This is a genomic window from Streptomyces sp. NPDC057950 (assembly GCF_042887295.1).
In the GTDB taxonomy this organism is placed as follows: Bacteria; Actinomycetota; Actinomycetes; order Streptomycetales; family Streptomycetaceae; genus Streptomyces; species Streptomyces kaempferi.
Map to the genome: position 1 here is coordinate 17,755 of NZ_JBHVPP010000036.1, position 23,563 is coordinate 41,317.

General features: G+C 67.6%; 19 protein-coding genes and 4 pseudogenes. 13 read left to right on the plus strand and 10 right to left on the minus strand.

The annotated features are described in order from the left end of the window. Window positions 1-973: 973 nt before the first annotated feature. Window positions 974-1,237, plus strand: coding sequence for a hypothetical protein (locus ACFVTC_RS39905; protein WP_390134292.1), 264 nt, complete (start codon window positions 974-976; stop codon window positions 1,235-1,237). On the opposite strand, the pseudogene ACFVTC_RS39910 reads toward ACFVTC_RS39905, so the two are convergent. From ACFVTC_RS39910 to ACFVTC_RS39920, 3 genes and pseudogenes are all read right to left on the minus strand, one after another. Further along, window positions 1,210-1,740, minus strand: a pseudogene (locus tag ACFVTC_RS39910) (transposase); the annotation flags it as partial. The gene ACFVTC_RS39905 and the pseudogene ACFVTC_RS39910 overlap by 28 nt on opposite strands. 329 nt (window positions 1,741-2,069) lie before the next feature. Beyond that, a complete protein-coding gene (gene phoU / locus ACFVTC_RS39915; protein ID WP_390134294.1) occupies window positions 2,070-2,744 on the minus strand; it encodes a phosphate signaling complex protein PhoU in 675 nt (224 codons plus the stop codon). Window positions 2,745-3,023: 279 nt separating this feature from the next. After that, window positions 3,024-3,455 carry a protein-tyrosine phosphatase family protein gene (locus ACFVTC_RS39920; protein ID WP_390134296.1) on the minus strand — a complete coding sequence of 144 codons (432 nt, stop codon included), beginning with the start codon at window positions 3,453-3,455 and terminating at the stop codon, window positions 3,024-3,026. 768 nt (window positions 3,456-4,223) lie between these two features. Between ACFVTC_RS39920 and ACFVTC_RS39925 the strand changes: the two genes are divergently transcribed. Next, window positions 4,224-4,580 carry a hypothetical protein gene (locus tag ACFVTC_RS39925; protein WP_390134299.1) on the plus strand — a complete coding sequence of 119 codons (357 nt, stop codon included), beginning with the start codon at window positions 4,224-4,226 and terminating at the stop codon, window positions 4,578-4,580. A gap of 667 nt (window positions 4,581-5,247) precedes the next feature. Here ACFVTC_RS39925 and ACFVTC_RS39930 read toward each other — a convergent pair. After that, the gene (locus tag ACFVTC_RS39930) at window positions 5,248-6,087 is read right to left on the minus strand and encodes an IS5 family transposase (protein ID WP_390134301.1); all 840 of its coding nucleotides are present in this window, start codon (window positions 6,085-6,087) and stop codon (window positions 5,248-5,250) included. 435 nt (window positions 6,088-6,522) lie between these two features. Between ACFVTC_RS39930 and ACFVTC_RS39935 the strand changes: the two genes are divergently transcribed. Continuing rightward, complete coding sequence (locus ACFVTC_RS39935; RefSeq protein ID WP_390134303.1) at window positions 6,523-7,362, plus strand: IS5 family transposase; 840 nt, start codon at window positions 6,523-6,525, stop codon at window positions 7,360-7,362. 78 nt (window positions 7,363-7,440) lie between these two features. Here ACFVTC_RS39935 and ACFVTC_RS39940 read toward each other — a convergent pair. Continuing rightward, window positions 7,441-8,084, minus strand: a pseudogene (locus ACFVTC_RS39940) (TetR/AcrR family transcriptional regulator). Between the two features lie 160 nt (window positions 8,085-8,244). Between ACFVTC_RS39940 and ACFVTC_RS39945 the strand changes: the two are divergent. Next, window positions 8,245-9,207: a zinc-dependent alcohol dehydrogenase family protein gene (locus tag ACFVTC_RS39945; protein WP_390134305.1), complete on the plus strand. Its 963-nt coding sequence runs from the start codon at window positions 8,245-8,247 to the stop codon at window positions 9,205-9,207. Between the two features lie 158 nt (window positions 9,208-9,365). Here the strand turns inward: ACFVTC_RS39945 and ACFVTC_RS39950 are convergent, their stop codons facing one another. Continuing rightward, the gene (locus tag ACFVTC_RS39950; RefSeq protein ID WP_390134307.1) at window positions 9,366-9,926 is read right to left on the minus strand and encodes a TetR/AcrR family transcriptional regulator; all 561 of its coding nucleotides are present in this window, start codon (window positions 9,924-9,926) and stop codon (window positions 9,366-9,368) included. 99 nt (window positions 9,927-10,025) lie between these two features. Here ACFVTC_RS39950 and ACFVTC_RS39955 point away from each other — a divergent pair, with 99 nt between their 5' ends. Beyond that, the gene (locus tag ACFVTC_RS39955; protein WP_390134309.1) at window positions 10,026-10,943 is read left to right on the plus strand and encodes an NmrA/HSCARG family protein; all 918 of its coding nucleotides are present in this window, start codon (window positions 10,026-10,028) and stop codon (window positions 10,941-10,943) included. A 458-nt stretch (window positions 10,944-11,401) separates the two neighbouring features. On the opposite strand, the gene ACFVTC_RS39960 is transcribed toward ACFVTC_RS39955, so the two are convergent. After that, window positions 11,402-11,527 (minus strand): hypothetical protein, encoded by a 126-nt coding sequence (locus ACFVTC_RS39960; RefSeq protein ID WP_390134311.1) that lies wholly within the window; start codon window positions 11,525-11,527, stop codon window positions 11,402-11,404. Between the two features lie 201 nt (window positions 11,528-11,728). Here ACFVTC_RS39960 and ACFVTC_RS39965 point away from each other — a divergent pair, with 201 nt between their 5' ends. The 4 genes and pseudogenes from ACFVTC_RS39965 (at window position 11,729) to ACFVTC_RS39980 (ending at window position 15,863) form a co-directional block, all read left to right on the plus strand. After that, entirely contained in the window at window positions 11,729-12,298 is a 570-nt protein-coding gene (locus ACFVTC_RS39965) for a histidine phosphatase family protein (protein ID WP_390134313.1), read from the plus strand. Beyond that, a pseudogene (locus ACFVTC_RS39970) lies at window positions 12,289-12,531 on the plus strand (plasmid stabilization protein); the annotation flags it as partial. The gene ACFVTC_RS39965 and the pseudogene ACFVTC_RS39970, both read left to right, overlap by 10 nt. A 435-nt stretch (window positions 12,532-12,966) precedes the next feature. After that, window positions 12,967-13,994 (plus strand): annotated as a pseudogene (locus ACFVTC_RS39975) (IS256 family transposase); the annotation flags it as partial. 498 nt (window positions 13,995-14,492) lie between these two features. Next, window positions 14,493-15,863 carry a DNRLRE domain-containing protein gene (locus ACFVTC_RS39980; RefSeq protein ID WP_390134390.1) on the plus strand — a complete coding sequence of 457 codons (1,371 nt, stop codon included), beginning with the start codon at window positions 14,493-14,495 and terminating at the stop codon, window positions 15,861-15,863. Window positions 15,864-16,283: 420 nt separating this feature from the next. Here ACFVTC_RS39980 and ACFVTC_RS39985 read toward each other — a convergent pair whose 3' ends face one another. From ACFVTC_RS39985 to ACFVTC_RS39995, 3 genes are all read right to left on the minus strand, one after another. Beyond that, entirely contained in the window at window positions 16,284-17,084 is an 801-nt protein-coding gene (locus ACFVTC_RS39985) for a hypothetical protein (RefSeq protein ID WP_390134315.1), read from the minus strand. Between the two features lie 459 nt (window positions 17,085-17,543). Beyond that, the gene (locus ACFVTC_RS39990) at window positions 17,544-17,882 is read right to left on the minus strand and encodes a hypothetical protein (RefSeq protein ID WP_390134317.1); all 339 of its coding nucleotides are present in this window, start codon (window positions 17,880-17,882) and stop codon (window positions 17,544-17,546) included. Further along, a complete protein-coding gene (locus ACFVTC_RS39995; protein WP_390134319.1) occupies window positions 17,879-18,487 on the minus strand; it encodes a DUF6232 family protein in 609 nt (202 codons plus the stop codon). Before ACFVTC_RS39995 ends, ACFVTC_RS39990 begins: the two co-directional genes overlap by 4 nt. 613 nt (window positions 18,488-19,100) lie before the next feature. Here ACFVTC_RS39995 and ACFVTC_RS40000 point away from each other — a divergent pair. The 4 genes from ACFVTC_RS40000 to ACFVTC_RS40015 form a co-directional block, all read left to right on the plus strand. Beyond that, window positions 19,101-20,129 carry an SDR family NAD(P)-dependent oxidoreductase gene (locus ACFVTC_RS40000; protein ID WP_390134392.1) on the plus strand — a complete coding sequence of 343 codons (1,029 nt, stop codon included), beginning with the start codon at window positions 19,101-19,103 and terminating at the stop codon, window positions 20,127-20,129. Window positions 20,130-20,296: 167 nt separating this feature from the next. Next, window positions 20,297-21,481, plus strand: coding sequence for an alcohol dehydrogenase catalytic domain-containing protein (locus tag ACFVTC_RS40005; protein ID WP_390134321.1), 1,185 nt, complete (start codon window positions 20,297-20,299; stop codon window positions 21,479-21,481). Between the two features lie 509 nt (window positions 21,482-21,990). Next, window positions 21,991-22,179, plus strand: coding sequence for a hypothetical protein (locus tag ACFVTC_RS40010; protein ID WP_390134324.1), 189 nt, complete (start codon window positions 21,991-21,993; stop codon window positions 22,177-22,179). A 97-nt stretch (window positions 22,180-22,276) separates the two neighbouring features. Further along, window positions 22,277-23,563 (plus strand): CHAD domain-containing protein (locus ACFVTC_RS40015; protein ID WP_390134326.1); only part of this gene is annotated, 1,287 nt, incomplete at its 3' end.

Below are 23,563 nucleotides of genomic sequence, written 5' to 3' on the forward strand. Positions count from 1 at the left end.
CATGGTCGCAAGGTCGACTCGACATCGCTGCGGAGGGACAAGGCTTGCCGAAGAAGAGGGCGCGACGAGCCCGGTCTCGCCCGTCACGTGGGTGGGCCATCATGGTTCGTCTGGCCAACGGTTCACACGCCTACTACTACGTTGACGAGCAGTACCACGATGCCGCGGGGAATCCACTTGAACGCTGTGGGCGGGAGTCCCAGGCACTCAGGTTCGCATCCGAGGAAGAAGCCCGACGCACTGCGGCACAGATGCTGACGAACTCGGCAGCGAAGAAGTATGAGGTCCGTCAGTTGCCCTGACGCAGCGATAGGTGCGCCCAGGCGGATACTGCCCACCGCCCGGAATGGCGGTCAGTATCGGAAATCGGCGGATGCTGACAGTGACGGAGCCTGAAACAGCTGGCCAGACAGCACAGCCCTGAGTGAGATGGAGCCATGTGCCTTGGTCGTCGTGGTCACGAACATCTTGACGAAGTCCGCCATCGGCAGCGCGACCACGGACCGTGTAAAGATCATCCGGGCGTCAGGGATGGAACGCGTAGCCGTGCCGTGGGCGGTGCTGGAGAGGTCGCCTGCGGTGGGTCTGACCGGGCCGCCTGCCTGTGCTGTGCGCGGGGGCGCGTGTTGTGTGCTCTGTTCGGGGGATGCCGGGTTGCCCTACCCTCCGGTACGCGAGGGGCTGAGGGCGGTGGTCAGTGGCGTCGGAGGAGAGGTGGCGGTGTGCGGAGCATTCTGCGGGCCGGCAAGGTGATTTCGTTCGACCCCGCGCAGGGGGCTGGTGTTCATCGCTCCATGCGGCGGTGAAGAACACGTTCCGTTCCAGAAGGAGACGGTGAGGTTCGTGGACAAGGTCGTGGAGGGGCAGCTGGTCATCTACGCGACCGAGCGTGCGGATGCGGCGGTGCGGGCCGTGGAGGTACGCCCCGCCTAGGAGCTTTCCGGCCGCTTAGGCTGGTCGTTAGGGTTCTGGCGTGTCGAAGACCAGCGTGAGCAACGAGACCGAGGGCATGCTCTGCTTGTGGGTGGAGCCTTGGGGAACCGACTACTGGATGCGCCCCGGTGAACAGTTCACCGTCGTGACGGAGTTGGAGCTCGAGGAGTCGCCGTTCAATGTCACTGTCCACGCCCAGGGCATCACGGTGTGGGTGAACTCGGCCAACTCCTCCGAGGTCGTCGACAAGGACGGCGTTGTCGTTCTGTGCGGGCACCAGCGTCCAGGTGATCCGGGGTCGTAACCAATCTGGTCTTCAGGAATTTCGCCAGATGACGAGCGCAGCCGCAGTGACGGTGCCAAAGAAGACGCAGCCGCGCTTGTCGTGGCGAGTGGCCACCGCTCGGTGGTTCTTGAGCTTGTTGATGGCCCGCTCGACGGTGTTCCGCTTTTGTACCGCTCCTCGTCGAAGTCCGGCGGCCGTCCGCCGCGTGATCCCTTACGCAGGCGGGCGGCGCGGCTGTCGGTCTTCTCCGGCATCGTGTGCCGAATACCCCGGCGCCGCAGGTACTCACGACAGGGCCGGTTGCTGTAGGCATTGTCCGCGGCGACGCTGTCCGGCTTGCTGCGGGGCCTGCCCGACTCGACCCGGGGAACACGGATCTTCTCCAGTACCGGCTTGAACCGTGGGCTGTTGCCGCGTTGGCCTGAGGTGATCAACAGGGACAGCGGGCGGCAGTGTCCGTCTGTGCTCAGGTGGATCTTGCTGGCAGCATCGGACAAGTCACCACGCTTATCCCGCCCCATGCCCAGACCAACGAGCCGCAGACGAGCTAGTCACATGATCGGCAGGACAAGCCTCAGCAGGGTCCGGGAACCCGGGCCGGGGGCCTGCCGGTCCTGAGCTTCGTGCCCGGGCGCCTTGGTCCCCGGGGTTCGACGGGACCGGACTTGGGGACCAGGGCGGCAGCACCATATCCGCGGCAACGGCACCGCGCGAAAACAGGGTTGTACCAGGTGTGCGGGAGGAGGAGGCAGGCTCTTTGCGGCCTGGGCGATGTCGACGCCGACTTCCGCCATCAGGTGGGCCCCGCGGAGGCTGCGGCCTGACTCGGTCGTTGTCGCCGGCTGTGGGGTTACACGGTTGTGGGCTGCTCTGGGGTGGGCTCGTTGGTGTGTTCGCCGGTGAGGAGGTAGATGACGCGTCGGGCGACGGATACGGCGTGGCCGGCGAATCGTTCGTAGTGGCGTCCGACGAGGGTGACGTCGACGGCGGTTTCGACTCCGTGGTGCCACTGTTTGTCTATCAGGTGCTGGAAGACGATGCGGTGGAGCTCGTCCATGCGGTCGTCTTCCTTCTCCAGCTGGAGGGCTGCTTCGACGTCCTGGGTGATGATGACTTCGGCGGCCTGTGCCATCAGGCGCTGGGCGAGTTGGCCCATCTCCAGGATGGTGCGGCGCAGGTCCCGGGGCACGGCCTTGGCGGGGAAGCGCATCCGGGCCAGTTTTGCCACGTGCTCGGCGAGGTCGCCGCTGCGTTCCAGGTCCGCACTCATGCGCAGTGACGTGACCACGGTCCGCAGGTCTGTGGCGACGGGCTGCTGCCTGGCGAGGATCGCGATCGCGCGGTTCTCCAGATCGCGCTGGAGGTCGTCGATCTTGTTGTCGGCGGAGATCTCGTTCTCGGCGAGCTTCAGGTCGGCGTCCAGAGGTGCGGTGGTCGCCAGACCGATGGCCGATCCGACCAGGTTCGCCATCTCCACCAGGGTGTCGCCGATCGAGCCCAGTTCCTCTTGATAAGCCTCGCGCATTACCTCTCCACCTCCTTGTCGTGTCCATGGCAGCCTCGACCGGCAGCCAGGTTCGCACACACGCTCCGCACCCGGTCCGTCGGCCGTCGCGCGTAGCCGTGCAGACGTCCGGCAGCTGGTGTCGGTGAAGTCGCGGCGGTGAGAATCCTGACGGATCAACAGGACCGACACCGGTCCGCACCACAGATGAGCCCGGCCAACGAGTGGCCGGCCGGGGTTGATGTGTGCCCTCTGCAAGCCGGCCGGCCGGGCACGCAGCCCTCGATGTGAAACGCACCGCTAAGCGTCCTCAAAACGCAGTACGAATCGGCGTTGCCAGGGGGTCTCCACAGCACGGGGGTGGTAGTGCTGACGGACGAACGCGACGGCTTGGTCTGGCGGAACTCCATCAAGGACAGCCATGCATGCCAAGGCTGTTCCTGTCCGCCCTCGCCCGCCCCAGCATGCGACCTCAACGCGTTCGTTCCCCGCCCGGGTCAACGCTTCCCGCAGCACATCCCGAGCTTGCTGGCGGTCTTCGGGAAGGCGAAAGTCAGGCCACCGCAACCATCGAGTCTCCCACTCGGTCGAGGGGGGCTGCTTACCGAGCAGGTAGACCGCGAAGGACGGCGTCGGCCCGAAGGGCAAGGGGTAACGCAAACCCCGGCCACGTACGAGCGCGCCTGAAGGAAACCGCAGGATCCCGTCTGTCGAGTTCCAGCCTTCACCCATGCGAGCACCCTACAGAGGGTCCTTGCCCGGCAAGTCCGTGCTCGCAGCGTTTGCCACACGCAACGCGGCTGCTGCAAAAACGCCGGACCACCAGCCTCACGGGGACAAAGCGCGTGTTCTCACCGATCCAGCAGGACATCCCTTCTGCAGGCACTGCGCGCTGATTGCCAGAAAGGGAGATCACGGAAGTCGCGACAGAGTCAGTCCGAAATGACCGTCGACACCCGCCACTGCACACCGGTCGGCACTCGGCACACAGGTGTTTGTTCGCATAGTGCGATCAGCGGGACTCGGAGTGGAAGCCAACAGGGCCGGGGCCATGACCAGTCAGACGGGCTCGGAATCACTCAGCAACCGGTCCGCCAAGGCTTCGAGTTCCCCTGACCACGTCGTCGACCTTGACCTAGACTGCGGTCACGAGGGTGCCCAAGTCGGCGCGCACGTGGCCTCCCGATGAGCGTTGCTCAGCAACGCCCATCCTGGACACCGCCACCGCTTTCTCGCAGGCGAACGCAGATAGCGAGGGTGAGGATGAACGGCCACTCTGGGTACTGGGACCCGCTCCCGGCCGCACGAGCTGCTGCCGGCACTCCGGTGCCCGAAGCGGTGCCGAATCTGGCTCTGGCGTTGCCGCACCCTGAGACGTACCTGACGGGTTGTTGGGAGGAACGGAACTGGCGCAACGTGCCCGGACCGTTCTACGGCGCTGAAACCGACAACTGTTGGTCCGGGCGGATGGCCGCTCCCGATCACGTCCTTTACGACGATATGACAGGCCAAGAGTTCGTCTATCGCCAGCCCAGGAACGCTGTCGAGGTCGACCGACTGCTTTTCGCCGCCTGGACGGATCCCCTCAGCGGCTACGGCTGGGACGGAGACCAGCACTGGACCGCGGACCTTGTCCGGTCGTGGTGGCACGAGCGGAGCCGACTGCGCGAATGGGCCACGAGCCTTAACACCGCCTGGTCGGCCAACTCCGATGAGATCTACCGGGAGTTGTCCGCAGGACTGAACGACCTCCTCGCCTACCTCGACGGCGAACTCGAAACCGACCTGCGCGTCTACCTCTACTGGCTCCACGAACGTCGCTCCCCGGACCTCAACGAGGTTCTACCCAGGCTGTAGTTCACCAGCCTCTCGGAACTACTCGTCCTGGCTGGCACCCGTTTCGTCCTGCGCAGGGAGCAGCGTGTCGGCCTTCGTCCACCGGACCTGTCCGCCGCCTTCAACATTGTCCAGTGCAGTCACTCCGTCCTCACCCAGCCGTTGCGCAGTGCCCCGCCAGCATGGACATCAGCAGCAGCCCTGGCCGGGACCGACACCGGCCGGGGCTGCATGCGTACTGGTGCGCAACCCGGTGACCTGCCGTGGTCGGGTCTGTGGTCGGGGGCGATGGCGGCCGGGTGCGGTGATGCCAGCGGTTGCACACCCCCCGTCGCGATGCGTTGCCGTCGCGGTGTTGCCCGGGCGTGGGCGTGAAGCCTTTACTGGTACCTGGTGGCGGCCCGGCGAGTATGGGCGCGCCGGTGATCATCAGCTCTGTGGGTGCGCACTGCGCAGCGATCGTGCGGACCGTCGGCCCGGCCGTGGCAGGGGTGGTGGGGCTTGGTAGGGAGTCGACCGTTTCCCCTGCCGTGTCCCCTACCGGCACGTGCAGTGGCCTCCCTGGTGTTCGTGCAGGTCAGACCCCTTGACCAGGACCGACCGCGGGCCCCGGCAACCCTCTTTCCTCTCCTTCTGCCCTCCTGCTTTAAAGAGCGTTTTGTCCCGGCGAGGTTGTTTGGTTCGAGGTTCAGGTGTCGCGCCAGTTGGGGGTGGATTCGCGGGTGAGTCTGCGGCTTATGAGGTCGATCACCGCGACGTGGATTATGGCTTCGGAGCGGTGAGGGTGGGTTTCGTAGTCGCGGGCCAGGCGGCGGTGATGCATGAGCCAGCCGAAGGTCCGCTCGACGACCCAGCGCCACGGAATCACCTTGAAGCCTTTGACGCCCGGCTCGCGGTGGACGACTTCGACGTCGATGCTCAGACGGGCGCCGTGGTCGATGGCTTTGGTGCGGTAGCCGGTGTCGGCCCATGCCTTGGTCACGCGAGGGTGAGCGGCGGCGATGTGGGACATCAGGTGTATACCACCGACGTTGTCGGAGACACTCGCCGCGGTGACCCAGACGGCCAGGAGCAGGCCGAGGGTGTCAACCCCGATGTGGCGCTTGCGGCCTGCGATTTTCTTGCCGGCATCGATGCCCTGGCCGGCCGCGGGCACGTTCGCGGAGGTCTTCACACTCTGCGCGTCCAGCACGCAGGCGGTCGGCTCGCCGTCGCGACCTTCGGCTTCCCGGAGCAGGCGGCGCAGGAGAGTGTTGAGCTGGTCGAAGATGCCCTCTTTTTGCCAGGCGGCGAAGTAGCCGTAGACCGTTTCCCATGGCGGGAAGTCGTGCGGCAGGTAACGCCAGGGGATGCCGGTGCGGTCGACGTAGAGGATGGCGTCCATGATGCGGCGCAGGTCGTGCTCGGGCGGTCGGCCGATGTCCAGGCCCTTGCCTCTGCGGTCGGCCCGCCAGGTGGTGAGGGTGGGCCCGATCAGTTCCCAGCGCGCATCGGAGAGGTCGCTGGGGTACGGGCGTTGTCGCGTCATGTTTCGGTAGTACCGGCGGGCAGCCCGTCCCTGCAGGGCGCAAACAGAGCCAAGCGGGGGCGCTCTGGGATCAGACAGGAGCGAACCGACGGAAACGGGCGGACGAAGAGCGGCAGCTGCCCCATCCACCACAGGGAACGCCTTCGCCCCAGCAGCCTTCTCAACTCGTCCCGGTGAAGCGCCACCAAACAACCTCGCCGGGACAAAACGCTCTTTTAAAGGGCGTTTTGTCCTAGGGGTAGTGTTTGGTGGCTCTTTGGCTGTCAGGTCGATTCAAGAACGATGAGGCCAGGGATATGTCGTGTGCCAGGTGATGCGGTTGACGACATGTATAGGCCCTTTTCGGCCCGTTCACTCCTGTCTGATCCCAAGGCGCCCCCGCTGAACCTCATTTGAGCCCTGCCGATACGAGGGCCTCGACGGTAGTACCGAAACATGACGCGATACCGCCCGTACCCCAACGACCTCTCCGATGCACGCTGGGAACTGATTGGGCCTACCCTCACCGCTTGGCGGGCCGAGCGCAGAGGCAAGAGTCTCGACATCGGCCGGCCGCCCGAGCACGACCTGCGCCGCCTGATGGACGCCATCCTCTACGTCGACCGCACCGGCATTGCCTGGCGTTACCTGCCTCACGACTTCCCGCCGTGGGAGACGGTCTACGGCTACTTCGCCGCCTGGCAAAAGGAGGGCGTTTTCGACCACCTCAACAGTCTCCTGCGGCGCCTGCTCCGGGAAGCCGAAGGCCATGACGGTGAGCCGACCGCCTGCGTGCTGGACGCGCAGAGTGTGAAGACCTCCGCGAACGTGCCCGCGGCCGGCCAGGGCATCGATGCCGGCAAGAAAATCGCAGGTCGCAAGCACCATATCGGGGTGGACACCCTCGGTCTGCTCCTCGCTGTCCGGGTCACCGCAGCAAGCGTTTCCGACAACGTCGGCGGCATGGACCTGATGTCCCACATCGCCGCCACTCACCCGCGCGTGACCAAAGCATGGGCCGACACCGGCTACCGCACCAAAGCCCTCGACCACGGCGCACGCCTCGGCATCGACGTCGAAGTCGTCCAACGTGATCCGGGAGTTGAAGGCTTCAAAGTGATCCCACGGCGCTGGGTCGTCGAGCGGACCTTCGGCTGGCTCATGCATCACCGCCGACTGGCCCGCGACTACGAAACCCACCCACACCGCTCCGAAGCCATAATCCACATCGCGATGATCGACCTCATAAGCAGGCGACTCACCAGCGAATCCAACCCGAACTGGCGCGATGCCTGACGTGGAACCAAACACTACCCCTAGGACAAAACGCTCTTTTATGGGCGATCAGGTCCGCCAGTAGCAGGGTTGTCGGGTTCACAGTGTCGGGGGTGAGCGCGCGTGCCGCAGGCGTGGTGCCGGCGGCAGGGGGTGGGCGCACCTGTGTCTGGCGCGGCGCGGAACGCCTCGATCACGTAGGCGGCGAACCGGCGGGAGGCCGTGAGCCGGACCGGGAGAGGCGCGTGCTGGAGGCCCTGGTGGGCCGTGAGCATGAGAATCAGGTCGTCGACGACGAAGCCGGGGCGGAGCTCGCCGGCCTCCTGGGCACGGCGGGCCAGTTCGGCGACTGCGCGCAGGGTCCGCTCCCGGTCGGCGGCGAAGTCCATGGCTTCGGGGAAGGCCGTCATGAAAGCGTCGGCGAATCCCTTGCTGCGCGCGTGCAGTTCGCAGATCCGCTGGATCAGGTTCTGGAATCCGTGCCACGGGTCCGCGTCCGTGAGAGCGTCGCGGACGGCAGCGTGACAGGCGCGGCGCTGCTCGGTGAAGGTCTGCGCGATCAGTGCCTGCTTGGTCGGGAAGTGCCGGTACAGCGTGGCGGGGGCGAGGTCTGCGTGCCGGGCGATGTCGCGTATGGGTGCGCTCAGGCCCGCCTCGCCGAACACCGCGCGGGCGGCGTCCAGGATGTGGGCCCGGTTGTCGCGGGCATCCGAGCGCACGGTCTGAGGCAACTGGCCAGTCATCGTCTCTCACTTCAGCCAGACGGACGGGGGCGCCCGCTACGGTCCGATGGCGGTGCCGCCGCGCCGCCCGGGCAATCCGCCGGTGACCCCGACGGTGGGGCCGATGCGACACCCACAGTCGCAGCAGTTGTGTCCGTCCGTCCACAGCCGAGGAGCAGAGATGAAAGCCGTCGTCATCAGGGAGTTCGGAAACCCTGAGGGTCTGGAGGTTATCGACGTGCCCGTACCCGTTCCCGCTCCGGGGCAGGTGCGGATCGCCACGGAGGCGATCGGGGTGGGCGGTGTGGACGCCGTGATCCGCCGGGGAACGCTCGCCGCCTACGGCTTCCGGGCGGGCCATCTCCTCGGCAGCGAGGTCGCGGGAAGCGTCACCGCGGTGGGAGAGGGTGTGCACGCCTCGTGGATCGGTCGGCGGGTATGGGCGTTCACCGGCCTGTCCGGTGGGTATGCCGAGCACGCCGTCGCCTCGGTCGATGATGTGCTGCCGCTGCCCCACGGCTTGACCAGCATCGACGCGGTCGCTCTCGGCGGCTCCGGCGTGGTCGCCCACTTCGCCTTGGAGCGGGCCCGTCTCGCACCCGGGGAGGCGGTGCTTGTGCGCGGTGCGGCGGGCAGCATCGGGATCACGGCGGTCCAGCTCGCAGCGAGGAACGGCGCGGGCTCGGTGGCGGTCACCACCTCGTCGGCCGAGCGTGGCGCCCGCCTGAGGGAACTGGGCGCCACGCACGTCCTGAACCGCTCCGGTGAGGGTGGCCAGGACGCGCCGGCGGGCTTCGACGTGGTGATCGATGTCGTGGGGGGACCCCAGCTTCCCCTCTTCCTGGACAGGTTGAACTCCAACGGGCGGTACGTGGCCGTGGGTGTGGTCGGTGGGCAGCCGCCGGCGGACTTCGGCACGCGGCTGATGGATGCCTTCCGCAGATCGCTGTCGTTCGCCACCTTCAGCTCGGACACCGTGCCCGGCCCCGACCGGAATGCCGTGCGGTCGTCCCAGTTCGCCGATGCCGCGCACGGGGACCTGCGCACGAGGGTGCACGAGGTGCTGCCGCTGGACCAGGCGGCTCTGGCCCACCGCAAGATGGACGCGGGAGAGGTCTTCGGGAGGGTAGTGCTGGCGCCGTGAGCGGGGCAGAGACGGCCCTCGCCGCACAGCGCAACGGAAAAGGCCACTCGAGCGCACGGGAGGTCCGCCGTATCGTCTGGAGCACGCTTCGTGGGTTGTCCGACGGGCCGCCGCAGCGCTGTGCCAGGGCGTGTCACCACCGCCGGCCCGCCGGTCTCTCACTTTTGCGGGCTGATCCCTCGTACCGCCAGGGCGAGCAGTCGGTTCGCTTCGGCAGCAGGGTCTGGATGACGCTCCGTGGCGAGTGCGAGGCCGGTGACCAGCGAGACCAGATCGGCAGTGGTCACCTCCGGGGCCACCGCGCCGGCCCGTGAGGCGCGGTGCAGTAGTGGATCGACCGCGCCGCCGAGGCGCACCGCGCAGGCATTGACGTGGTCCGCCTCGTCCGTCCCGTCCTGGATCAGCGCATCGGCCATGCCGCGCGCGGTAGTTGCGTACGTGGTGAGCGCGCTCAGCCACTCCAACAGCGCGGCCCGTGGGTCGTCCGCGTCGGCGAGCTCGACGGCACGGGCACAGAGAGCGTCGATCCGGTGGCTGAACACGGCCTCCAGCAGGACCCGGCGGCTGGGGAAGTGGCGGCGCACGGTGGCCGATCCGACTCCGGCGGTGCGGGCGATCTGTTCCAGGGAGGCGTCGGCGCCGTGCGCGGCGACCTCCCCCTCCGCAACGGCGAGGATCAGTGCGTAGTTGCGCCGGGCATCCGCGCGCTGGACCGTCATGGCGTCTCCGTGCTTGCTAAGTGGCGGGGCCCTCCGTATCGTACCCGAGGTAAATGGCGGACCCCGCCGTTTACCTCCGGATGTGATCCGAGGAGCAGCATGAGCACACCCTCCGCCCCCGTTCTGGTCGTCGGCGCCACCGGTCAGCAAGGTGGTGCCACCGCTCGCGCTCTGCTCAGGGCGGGGATTCCCGTTCGGGCGCTGGTCCGCAACCCTTCGACCGCCCGGGCCAAGGCCGTCGAGGCACTGGGCGCCGAGCTGGTCACCGGCGACCTCGACGACCGCGGCTCCGTGAGCAGGGCCGCCGCGGGAGCGCGCGCCGTCTTCTCCGTCCAGATGCCCGACATGGATGGCCGCGGGTTCGAAGGGGAGGTCACGCAGGCCGGCAACTTGATCGACGGTGCGCGGGCCGCCGGAGTCCCGCAGTTCGTGCACACCTCGGTCTCCGGTGCGGGTCAGCATGTCAGTTGGGTCAAGGACCGGTGGGCCTGGATGGAGCCGTACTACTCCGCCAAGGCCGGGATCCAGGACCGAGTCCGTGAGGCACGCTTCCCACACTGGACGCTCATCAAGCCGGGGTTCTTCATGGAGAACTTCCGCCCCTGCGCTCAGGTCATGTTCCCCCGTGGCGTCGAGGGGGGCCTCGTGAGCCTGCTGAAGCCCGCGACCCGGCTCTCCCTGATCGCCGTCGACGACATCGGCGCGGCTGCCGCCGCGGCCATCGCCGCGCCGGAGCGTTTCGACGGGGTCGAGCTGGAACTGGCCGGTGACTTCCTGACCATGACGGATATCGCCGCGGTCCTCTCCCAGACCCTCGGCACCGAGCTGACCGCACCCGACATGACCGCCGAAGAGGCGACCGCCGCCGGGATGCCCAACATGGGCTTCGCACAGGCCCGCATCAACGAGGAACCCCAGCCCGCCCGTCCCGAGTTCGCACGGCATCTGGGGCTGCCCCTCACCACCTTCGAGACCTGGGCACGAGACCACCTGGACCGCTTTGGAGACACCGGGTGACGCTGGCTCCTGGATGGAGACGTGACCCCGGCCGGTACGCCGGCTCGGCCCGCGTCGGAAGGAGTGCGGTCCGAACCGCCGTAGTCGCCGCGAGCGCCGGGGCGCCGTTGGGGGGCCTGGTCCGGCTGCGGCCGGACGCGGCGGCGACTGTCGCCGCCGCTCACCACGTGACGGGCCGCACGCCGCTACTGCTCCTGGGCCGGGTCTGCTCATACGATGACAACGCCGCGCGAGTTGCTCCGTGGCCGCCGCTGGGCCTCGAAGACACAGTGGCCGTCTTCCCGTTGCCGTTGACGCAGGTATGGTGCTGCCGCTGCATAGCGCGGCAGGCCGTGCACGGCGGTACACGGCCTGCCGCCTTGGGCCCCCGAGCCCGGTCCCGTCGAACCCCGGGGCCAGGGCGCCCGAACAAGAAGCTCAGATCCCGACAGGCCGCCCGGCTGGGGATCCGTACCCTGCTAGGCGGGGCGTACCTCCACGGCCCGTACGGCCGCATCCGCATGCTCGATCGCGTAGATGACCAAGTGCCCCTCCGCGACCCCGTCCACGAACCTCACCGCCTCCGTCTTGCTCTGCTCCGACATCCGCACCGCGCTCGAGCAGCAGCTCACGCGGCACGCACCACACATACCCGCCAGTGAGTAGCGGCCTCGCAGCCGAGCGCCGTGCGCGGGCCGCCGGAGCGCATTGACCTCCACGCACGGCTGAGCACCCCGTGCATGAGTACCTAGTGCCGCATCAGGCGACATTCGCCCTGTGTTCGATGTGAGATACGGTCCTCAGCCATGGGCCAATTGGTATTGATCAGGCACGGCGAGACCGCATGGAGCCGGACCGGACAGCATGCTGGCCGCACCGACCTGCCGCTGACCCAGGTGGGGGAGGACGCGGCGCGTGCGCTCGCGCCTCGGCTGGCCGATCGGGAGTTCGCCGCCGTCTACAGCAGCCCGCTGACTCGCGCCTTACGGACCGCCGAACTGGCGGGGCTGAGCAGCGCGGAGCCCGACACCGACCTGATCGAGTGGGACTACGGCCGCTACGAGGGGCTGACCGCCGAGCAGATCCAGGAGCTCGGGCCCGGCTGGGAGCTGTGGCGCGACGGCGTCGACGCCGGCGAGGGCCTCGGGCACCTGACGCTGCGGGTCGACGCCTTCCTCGGCCGGGTCCGCCCTCTGCTGGACACGGGCGACGTGGCCGTCGTTGCGCACGGCCACCTGTCACGCATCCTCACCGCGCGCTGGCTCGGGCTTGACGCTTCGTTCGGGCGGCAGTTCGGGCACCCGCCTCCGGGGACGATCAACACACTGGGTTACGAGCACGAGCTGCCGGTCGTCCTCGGGTGGAACGTGCCGTAAGAGCGGCTGTCCATAGCCAGTGCAAGGAACGCGCTCGCGCCGACGAGTCCGCCACGGCCGGCAAAGCCTCCATCCGGGACGGCAAGTCGGCCTCGCAGCGCGGCGGCGAACGCTCCCACCAGGGCGCGCAGGGCCCGACAAGGGACCAGCTGTACGCCGGGGCGAAGAAACGCGGCATCGACGACCGGTCGTCGATGAACAAGCAGGAACTGGCCAGGGCCTTCGGCCGCTGAACCAGTAGCCCCTCTAGGCGCCCGCTCAGTACGACGGCAACAGCCGACCACCGCCCGGGCGGGATCACGCAGAAGTCGGCTCCGCGATGAGCGAGTGGTCCGTCAGCAGCCAGACAGTCGGCGGCGCGCCCCTGGGAGGATGGGGCGCGCCGCCGGTCCCTCACGCTCGTTGACCGGAGCACCTCCGGCTGACCAGGCACTTCTGTCCTCTCTTGTCGCTGCGGGAGATCCGGACATGACCACGTCCTACCGCCAGATCGCAGGGGCTCTGGGCCTGGACATGCCCGCCAGCGACGACGAGCGTGTCTGAAAGATCGTGTAAGTCCGTGATGGGACAGCCTGGTCTGGGGCTCGGCCTCGGGCTCTCGGGCCGGGCGGATCGGACGAGTCATGGCAGACAAGACGGAACCGGTTGCTCCGGTGGCCGGGGACGAGATGGTGAATGAGGTCGCCGGGCGGTTGCTCGACCAGGCCGATGCTTCCGGGGTGGCCCTGCTCGGTGAGGACGGGCTGCTGACGGAGATCACCAAGTCTGTTCTGGAGCGGGCTCCGGAAGCCGAGATGAGCGAGCATCTTGGCTATGAGCGGGGCGATCTCGCAGGTCACGGGTCAGGGAACTCCCGCAACGGCACCTCGCCCAAGACGGTCCTCACCGACGCCGGGGCGATCGCTCTGTCGGTGCCGCGGGACTGAAACGGTGGCTTCGAGCCGCGTCTGGTTCCCAAGAACGCCCGGCGGCGCTCCGGGTTCAACGACCGCATCCTGTCGCTCTACGCGCGCGGGATGAGCGTGCGCGACATCCGCTCCCACCTGGCCCAGATCTACGGGGTCGAGGTCGGCCCGGACCTGATCAGCAAGGTCACCGATGCCGTGGTCGACGAGCTTGTGACCTGGCAGAACAGGCCTCTCGACGTGTCTGGCCCATCATCTGCATCGACGCGCTGTGGGTGAAGATCCGCTCGGGTTCGGTGACCTCCAGGCCGGTCTACCTGGCCGTCGGCGTCGACATGGACGGCCGAAAAGGCGTCCTGGGCCTGTGGGTCGGCTCCGAAGGCGAGGGCGCCACCACCTGGATGGCAGTCCTGTCCGAGCTGCACAACCGCGGCGTCGAGGACGTCTGCATTGTCGCCTGCGACGGTCTGAAAGGTCTGCCGGACGCGCTCACTGCGACCTGGCTCAAGGCCACCGTCCAGACCTGCGTGATCCACCTGACGAGGGCCTCGCTCCGGCTGTCCTTGGCCCGGGACCACCCCAAGCTGGTGCCGGCCCTCAAAGCGATCTATGCGGCCCCGACGGAACAGGCCGCCGAGCAGGCCCTCGACGACTTCGAAGCGTCTGACCTGGGGCAACGCTATCCGGCGACCGTCCGGACCTGGCGGTCGGCCTGGCCAGAGTTCACGCCCTACCTGGCGTTCTCGCCGGCCATAAGGACGGTGGTCTACTCCACGAACATGGTCGAGTCGATCAACTCCCGGCTCCGCCAGGGCACCCGCAACCGCGGCCATTTTCCCAGCGGAGCAAGCCGCGTTGAAGGTTCTCTACCTCGCGGTCCGCGAGCAGATCAACCCCAAAGCGCGCGACGCCAACCACGTCGCCGCACACTGGAACCCCAGGTCGCCGCCGCGGACATCGCAGTGTCGGACGGCGGTGACACCGACCTCGCCTCGGTGGCCAAGGGCAAAGAGTCCTTCGGCCTCGGCTGGGCGGACAAACTCCCCACCCCGACCGTGAAGGACTCGACCGCGTCCTACGACCTGGGTGACGACCAGACCCTCTCGGCAACCGCCCTGGCGCAGGGCTTCGCCGAGAACATCACGCTAGGCAGCCGGCCGACCGGCAAGGACGTCAGCTACCGCATCCCGCTGCGTCTCAAGGGCCTGACCCTTTCTCAGGCTGCGTCGGGGCACCTGCTGCTGAAGGACGCCGACGGCAAACTGATCGCCGAGGCCCCGGCCCCGATGATGTGGGATGCCAGCAAGGACGACGCCTCCGGTGAGTCCGCGCACGAGCAGCAGATCGCGACAGAGATCAAGACTGCGGACGACGGCTCCCAGACCCTCGTCCTGACACCGGACTCCGGCTTCCTCGACTCGGCCACCTACCCGGTCACTGTTGACCCCACCTCTACTCTCGCTGTCACCACCGACACCTGGGTACAGACCCCGGACTACCCGGACTCGCAGGTCTCCTCGCAGGAGCTGAAGTCGGGCACGTACGACTCCGGTACGGACACGGCCCGCTCCTACCTGAAGTTCGACGTGTCGAAGTTCAAGGGCAAGCACATCACCTCGTCGACGATGTCGCTGTACTCCTACTACTCCTCCAGCTGTTCCAGCTCCGCATCGACCCAGGCAAAGCGGGGCACCTCGGCGCTGGACACCACGACCCTCACCTGGGGCGCGCAGCCGTCGACCACGACGACCAACATGGCCACCAACGCCGGCCACTGGGGCTACAGCTCCTCGTGCCCCGCGAACTGGTCGAACTGGACACTGACCGGGATGGTCCAGGACTGGGCCAACGGCGCCGCGAACAACGGTATCCAGGTGCGCAGCTCGGACGAGACGGACGCCACGAACTGGCGGCGGTTCCGGTCCGCGAACTACACCACCTCCGGGTACGCGCCGAAGCTGGTCGTGAACTACAACTCCTACCCGGCAACGCCTTCGTCGTCCGCCGTCTCGCCGTCCGCTGTCAACGCCTACAACGGCAAGCGGTACGTGACGACGTACACCCCGACCCTGTCGGCGAAGGTCTCCGACCCGGACGGCTCCGCGGTCAAGGCGCAGTCGAGATCACCAACGATCCGGCTTACGCGAGCGATCCGTCGTACTCCTACACGGCTACCTCCGCCTCCGTGTCCTCCGGCGGTACGGCCACCCTCGCTGTTCCGGGGGCGAGCCAGTTGGCCGCCTCGCATCTGCGGATGCGGGTGCGCGGCTACGACGGCACGGACTACGGCTCCTGGTCCTCGTACGTCTACTTCGTGCCGAATGTGGCGAAGCCGAGCCCGCCCAGCATCTCCTGCTCCCCGTACTCCTCAGGGAGCTGGACGGACAAGTCGAGCAGCGGTGCAACCTGCACTCTGTCCACCACCTCGACCGACGGCGCAGGCTACCAGTGGGGCCTGGACGACAAGACCGTGCCCAACCGGGCCCTGGACACCACCGATGGCAGCGGCGGCCAGTACCAGACCATCACGGTCAAGCCGGTCAACGGCTGGCACACCCTGTACGCCCGGACGACGATTCGGGCAGCAACGTCTCCGCCGCCACCACTTCCTACGCGTTCGGCGTGGGCAAGGCGGGTCTCGCGTCCCCGGTTACGGGTGACACCACAGACGACGACGTGACGCTGTCCGCCACGCAGTCCGGAGGATTCACCGGGGTGACGTACCAGTACCGGATCGGCGACAGTGTCGACTGGCAGCCGATTCCGACGATGTACGTGAAGAAGGACGGCTCGGCCGTCTCCTCCTGGCCGGTGTCCTTCTCCTCTGCACGTCCAGACCGGTGCCGATGTTGCGCTTGTACTCGCGCGAGAGCTCCATGGCCAGGTCCTCCGCGGAAGCTCATCCGGCGGAGGCGGCGGGGGTGATGGAGACGGCTGGAACTGCCCCCGCACCCGCTGGTGCTGACTGTTTTCGGCGAGGCCGCGCCGACGGAGCGTGACAGCCTCAACAAGTCTATTCGTCCAGGAGTCACCGTGTCCGACATCCGTCCTCTCCGTGCGAGCCGGTGCGGCGGCTCTCCTTACGCCGGTGGGGGCGCCGAGGCCGCCGGGGTGGACTGGACGGCGTAGCGGTCGACGAGGGAAAAGGCGGCCACGTAGCGGTGACGGGTGTAGGCGGAGCGGCTCACCGCGTCGGTCGACATGGGGTGCCAGGCGAGGTAGACCGTTCCGTCGATCGGTGACTTCTTGCCGTTTGTCGGGATGCCGCCGGCGTCTGTACTGGGCATGTACGGCCGCTCCGCCACCGCCACTCGCAGTCGGACGCTGAGCCTGTCGTACGGGACACGGTGCTGCTTCGTGGCCGGGATGTATGTGGTGGACAGGCAGATCGGCTGCGAGCCCGGGGGTTCGGTGCTTCCCTGCTGTGAGGCGGCCGGCGAGGGGTCGCCGCCGGCTTGGCTCATCCAGGTCGCCATCCCGGTCAGCGTGTTCGGGTACGAACCTGATGCCCATTCCTGCCCGGCCAGCGCCGCGTCGAATTGGTGGAGGCGCATGTGAATGTTGCCATCGAAGGCAAGGTAAAGGACGCTGCTGCGGGCGCAGTTGATCGGTGCCCAGTGGGCGGGGCCGAAGAACGGGTTCTGATTGTGCGTCTGGCAGGAGTCCACCGTCGATGTGCCGAGTGGAACGGCCCAGGTCAGCGCCGACGTCAGTTGGGTCAGGCGCGCTGAACTCTTGCGTGCCGCGACCGCGTCTGCGGTTCGGGTGGCGTGGGAGTGCGCGAACGCCGCGACATTGGGCGGCGTGCGGTCCAATGTGCGGTGAATCTGCCACAGCGCATAGGCAATCAGTGCGCACACCACGCTGAAGGTGACCAGCACGGTGATGATGCGTCCGCGTGCCGGCGCTCCCGATCGGCCGAGTACCCCAGCTGGATGGCCCATGTCTGCATGGTTGTGGGCCGACACCGGGTTTGGGATAACGGACCGGTCTCCTTATGATCTCGCCATCGGGAACGGTCACCAGTGCTGCGGTTTTCATTTCTAGTGGTTCCATCGGCAGGTGACGTCTCCTGCTGCTCCCCGCGTCGGCGCGGATGGTCCCGACGTTGACCAGCCGTCCATGGACGGCTCGTTCTGTTCCCTGCACGCGCTGGGATGGTCCCTGCCGGGCAGTGGACGGCGGCGACGAACGGATCTGCTCCCCCTGCCCGCGGGGGTGGTCCACAATGCTCCCTGAGTACCAACCCGCAGGCCAGCTGCTTCCTGCGCCCGCGGGGATGGTCCCAACCCCTCCCATGGAGATGCCCAGTTCCTCGATTGCTCCCCGGGCCCGGCTGCTCAGCCCAGCAGAGCGAGCAGCCGTCCCACGGCCTCAGCGACGGGCTGGCCCACCGCGCCGACGGCCGACGCGATCTGAGCGACGGAGGCCAGGACGAGACCCCGACTGCGCAACGCTTCGCGGTCTGGGGTGAGTTCGGGCAGGGCCTCCTCGACGGTGCGGTTCTGTTCCCGGGTGAGGTGTGGACGCAACTCGTCCAGGAGGTCCCTGAGTTCGTTTATCGCGGCACGGACCTCGACGTCCTGGGCACCGCCGACGGTGCCGTAGTTGATGCCGACGTTCTCGCGGCCACCGTTCATGTTGACCACCGGCCCGTAGTAGTTCGACGCATCGCTCATAGTCTGAACCCCGTGTTTCCGCGGCCGCCGTTCATATGGACGACGGGGCCGTAGTTGTTCGTGTTGTTGCTGTTGAGCTGCTGCACGAGCGTCTTGAACTCGGCTTCCGGGTTGTCGATGGCCTGTGCTATCCGTTCGGCGATCTGTTGCAACTCGTCCATGCTCGGCAGCGTCAGGGTCACCCTGGAACCGCTGGCCGTCTCGACGGTCAGCACCGGCCTCGGCCTGAACACGTCCTTGAAGGCGAATCCGGCCGCGGCGATCACGACGACGATGAGTAGGTTCCCGAGGTGATCCCCGCCGTCCCCCGCGCGGTTCAGCCATGCGAAGAGCAGAAGAGCACCGAACAGCCCCGTGAGGAAGCGCATGCACGCTTTGCCCCAGTCAGTCCTCGCCTTGAAGGCGTCGACACTGGTGATGTTGTGCAGCGGGAGTGCCGCTGTCCCCACCCACAGCATGCGGCGGCTGACCTTGAGAACCAGGGTTCGCTTGTCCTCGGAGCGTGCGGGTGTCGTGAGTAGTTCCGGCGGTTCCTGCGGTCGCGGCGGTGCGGGCGTTCTCGGAGGGTTGGGCGGTGATACGCCGAGGTTCCCTGTGTCGTTCATGCGCCCCCGTGTCCTTGGCAGCTCACTGTGCGTACCGGGTGCACCATTAAGCACCTCCGGATGCCACCATGGAAGACAAGAAGCTGCCATTCGGAGCGCCGTGCGCCGGTCCTCGGCCCCGTGCCGGTACACGGCGTGCCGGGGGCTCACCTCGCGCGCAGTCCCTCGCACACGATCTCGGTGACCCGCTCCAGCGCCGCCAGGTCCGCGTCCGTGCGGCCCTCCGTCCGGACCAGGCAGCCGGTTATGAGGGCTTTCACGTCGGCGTAGTCGATGTCGTCCCGTCGGCGGCGCTGAAGCCGTCCTCAAACTCCGCGGCCGTCTGTCGACGCCTACTTCACCTATGACACCGTCCGCGAACACAAACGCCTCTATCCAACCCTGACCATGTCATGGGACCGAGGCGTCTCTAGGTCGGCGAGGAGGCGGCAACCCGGAGGCGGGGCAGGCTGAACAACGGATGGCCGTGCGCCTTGGTGCGAAGGCGCGGGGAAGGAGAATCGGGGAGAGGTCATGCACGGGCGGCATCTTCGATAACCGTCTGCCACGGCGTATCTTGTTTGTTCAGCCACGCGTGATCCGGGTACTCGGATCGTCTTCGACACGCGAGGTGATGAGAGTGGCACCGACTAACCGAGCGTCGAACCTCGACGGACTTTCCGCACTGGTCACGGGCGGCTCGCGCGGGCTTGGGCTGCTTCTGTCTGCGCGGCTGGCCCAGCGCGGCTGCCGGGTGACCATGGCCGCTCGCGACGAGAACGAATTGCGACGCGGTGCCGACTGGACCGAGGAGCGGACCGGGGGGAAAGTCTCCACCGCTGTCTGTGACGTGCGGGACCGGGAGGCGGTGGAAGCCGTTGTCCGGAAGACTGAGACGAGCCAGGGCAGCTTGGACATCGTCATCGCCAACGCGGGAGTCATCCAGGTCGCACCGGTGGCCTCCCTCGACAGCGGAGCCTTTGAGGAGGCCATGGCGACCATCTTCGGCGGCACGGTGAACACCGCTATGGCCGCGCTTCCCCACCTGCGCCGCAGTGACGCCGGGGGCAGGCTGTGCCTCATCGGCTCCGTCGGCGGTCTGCTCGCCGTTCCGCATCTCCTGCCCTACTCGTGCGCCAAAGCCGCCGTGGGAGCACTGGGCGAAGGGTTGCGGGCCGAAGCGGCCGACGACAACCTCAGCGTGACCACCGTCCATCCCGGGCTGATGCGGACCGGTTCCCATCTGCAGGCAGAGTTCGGCGGGCAGGCATCCAAGGAGTTCGCCTGGTTCTCTGCCCTCGCTGGAACCCCTGTCCTTTCCATGGATGCCGAGCGCGCGGCCGAGCGCATCGTGCAGGCTCTGGAGCGGCGGCGGACCCGGGTGGTCCTCACCCCTGCGGCTCGTGCGGCCGGACTAGCGCACGGCCTGGCACCGGCCACGGTCACCCGGCTCAGCGGGCTCGCCAGCCGCCTCCTCCCCCCGGCCCCCTCCAAGGTCGGGAGCGCCGACGGGGCACAGGCCGACAGCATCGAACAAGGCCACAGCATCAACCGGACTGCTTCGACGTGGACGGAGAAGATTCGACGCTGGGGCAGCGAGCTCAACGACCGTGCAGCCAAGCGCTACAACCAGCAGCAGCCAGGCCCGCCGACGAGCGCCTGACCGGCGCCGGCACACCTATCAGTGCTGACGAACAGTTCGTCCGCACATCGAGTTCACCCGCTTATCCCCCCTGTCCTGCAGGAAGACTGGCGGATCGCGAAGCGTTTCAAGGCGGGAGCGGGGAGCACAGGCCTTATCAGCACCCAGACCGCGCGACAGGGAGCGTCATGCGTGCACTGACTTGGCAGGGAAAGCGGGACGTCCGCGTGGAGACCGTGCCAGATCCCCGGATCGAGAAGCCCGACGACATCATCGTACGGATCACCACCAGCGGGATCTGCGGCTCTGACCTTCACCTCTACGAACTCTTCGGGCCCTATCTCGACGCGGGCGACATCCTGGGCCACGAGCCGATGGGCATGGTCGAAGAGGCGGGGCCCGAGGTTCACGCTCTCAAGCCGGGCGACCGGGTCGTCGTCCCCTTCAACGTCTGCTGCCGTGACTGCTACATGTGCCATCGAGGCCTGCACTCCCAGTGCGAGACGACCCAGGTCCGCGATCGCGGCATGGGCGCCTCGCTCTTCGGCTACACCAAGCTCTACGGACAGGTGCCCGGCGGCCAGGCCGAGCTGATGCGGGTTCCCTTCGGTAACAAACTGCCCATCAAGGTTCCGGACGGCCCCCCGGACGACCGCTACGTCTACCTGTCCGACGTCCTACCGACGGCGTGGCAGGCGGTCGAGTATGCGGACATTCCGGAAGGCGGCACGGTGACCGTGCTGGGACTGGGCCCGATCGGCGACATGGCCACCCGCATCGCCCAGCACCGCGGCGCCTCCCGGGTCATCGGTATCGATCCGGTCGCCGACCGCCTGTCCCGGGCTGCCGCGCACGGAGTCACCTGCTTCGACGCACGCCGCGACAGCAGCGACCTGCTCGAAGCAGTGCAGGACCTGACCGACGGCCGGGGCACCGACGCCGTCATCGACGCCGTCGGCATGGAGGCCCACGGAGCACCCTTCGCCAAGGCCGCCCAGTGGGTCACCGGCCTGCTGCCCGACACCGTCGCCCAGCCACTCATGGAGCGCGCCGGCGTGGACCGCCTCACCGCGCTGCATGCCGCGATGACACTGGTACGCCGCGGCGGCACGGTCTCAGTTTCCGGCGTATACGGCGGTGCGGCCAGCCCCATGCCGCTGCTGAGCATGTTCGACAAGCAGATCCAGCTGAGGATGGGCCAGGCAAACGTCTGGCGCTGGGTGGACGACATCCTGCCCCTGCTCACCGACGACGACCCGCTCGGAGTGGACTCCTTCAAGACCCATGACATGCCGCTGGAGGACGCCCCCAAGGCCTACGCAATGTTCCAGGCCAAGGAAGACGCCATGGTCAAGACACTGCTCCACCCGTGATCCGCCCCGGCGAAAAGAGAACCCCGAAGCAGGCGGTCCGACCGCGCTGAGCGGGCATCCACTACCGGACCTGGTCTGCAGCGACCGGGGGAGCAGTGGTGTGCGCCTGAGCAGGTGTCCATGGCCTTCTACGGGTCGTATGAAGGGACGTTTCGTGCGTTGTGCCGCGGGCTTCGGGAGAGGTCGGCTTGTCGGAGACCCACACACCCGTGCACAGGCCAGGCCCTCGCCCCGCGCCCGGATGTTCGGAACGTTTCTGCCTGCACGCCGGCCTCCGGACGACTGATCGGGTCGTTGTCGGCGAACGCCCTGGTGGCGGTGTTCCAGGAAACCGCGGCTTTCCTCAATTGCTGGCGTTCCGCGCGCACGAAAGGCGCGTCACCTACGAGTACGACGGCGTGCACGGGACAACCGTCGTATACCGCCATGCCCCACGGCTGAGCCGTGACACGGTGGCCGAGCGGTCGCGCGAGCATGCCGCTCAGTAGGCGGCGAGGAAAGGAGTTCTGGTGCGCCTGAACGTCATGATGATCGAGTGCCCGTACTGCCACGTGCAGTTGCCCGCCCGCATCACTACGGTGGCGGACGTCGACCTTGCCCGGGACGACCTGCCGAACGCGGTGCCCGTCACGCAGAGCGTGGACTTGCGGCCCGCAAAGACGCACGCCGAGACATGCAGGAGCAGGACGATCCGCTAGAAGAGATCGAATTCGTCCGCCGCCCGAAATGGCCGTCCATGCGTTGTGAACCAGATTGCCCGTGTTTATTCGGCGCGCAGACGTGTACGCGGACAACATGACCCAGTCGAAGCGAGAGACAGAACGAAAGTACGAGGCTCCCTCCGACGCCACCGCTTGGCTTCCTGACCTGCGAGGCGTAGGTGGAATCGAGTCCGTCGTGGATCAGGGCACTCAGCATCTGGACGCCGTCTACTACGACACCGACAACCTGCAACTGGCGCGCACGGCGGCCACCCCCCGCCGGAGGACAGGCGGCCCCGACGCGGGCTGGCACCTCAAGCTGCCGCTGTCCCACGACAGCCGGGAAGAAGTACAGGCCTCGTTGTCCGAATCTGTTCCGGACGCCCTGCGCGAGTTGGTTCTTTCCCGTACCCGGGGCGCGGATCTGCGGCCGGTAGTCCGGATCCGTGCCACCCGCGGAGTGCGGCAGCTCGTGGGCTCTGACGGTGTCACCCTCGCCGAGCTGAGCATCGACGCGGTCCGTGCTGAGCCTCTGCTCGCCCCCGGCACTCTGGCCTCATGGAGCGAGATCGAGGTTGAACTCGCAACGGATACCGATCACGCCCTGCTGGACGCTGTGGACGGGGCTCTGCGTGAAATGGGCATTGGTCGGGCGCACAACTCGTCCAAGCTGGCCCGTGCCCTGGAGGAGACGGGAGTTGAAACGCCCCGTGTACCCGATAAGCGGGCCCAACCCGCAACGCCCGGCTCCTCCGGTGAGAGGGTTCTGAGCTACCTGAACCGGCGAATCTGCACTCTGGTGAACCTGGATCCCGCGGTCCGCCGCGACCTGCCCGACGCGGTGCACAAGATGCGCACCACCTGCCGTCGGTTGCGCGGTGTCCTGCGGTCCTACCGCTCGGTTCTGGACCGCGAAGCCACCGACCCCGTCCGCGAGGAACTGAAGTGGCTCAGCGGCGAACTCGGAGCGGAACGCGACCAGGAAGTTCTGCGGGAGCGACTGAGCGCGGGAATCGAGGCGCTGCCCGGGGAACTCGTCCTCGGGGCGGTCTCCGCACGTCTTCAGATCTGGGACGTCGGCAACACCACCGAGGCCCGCCGGCGCGTGCTCGACGCCTTGGATTCAGCCCGTTACCTGGCCTTTTTGAACCGTCTGGCAGCGCTGACGGAACGGCCGCCGCTGCGCGCTAAGGCAGCCCGCCAGCCGAACGGAGTCATGGCCAAAGCCATCCTCAAGGAGGATGGCCGACTGACCGACCGCATGGCGTACGCGCTGGGCCTCCCGGGGGGGGGGGGGGGGGGGGGCCGGCCCCCCAGAACGCCCCCCCGAGGAGCGAGAGGCCCCCAAGAAAACCCGGTAGGCACCCGCCCCCGCCCGCGA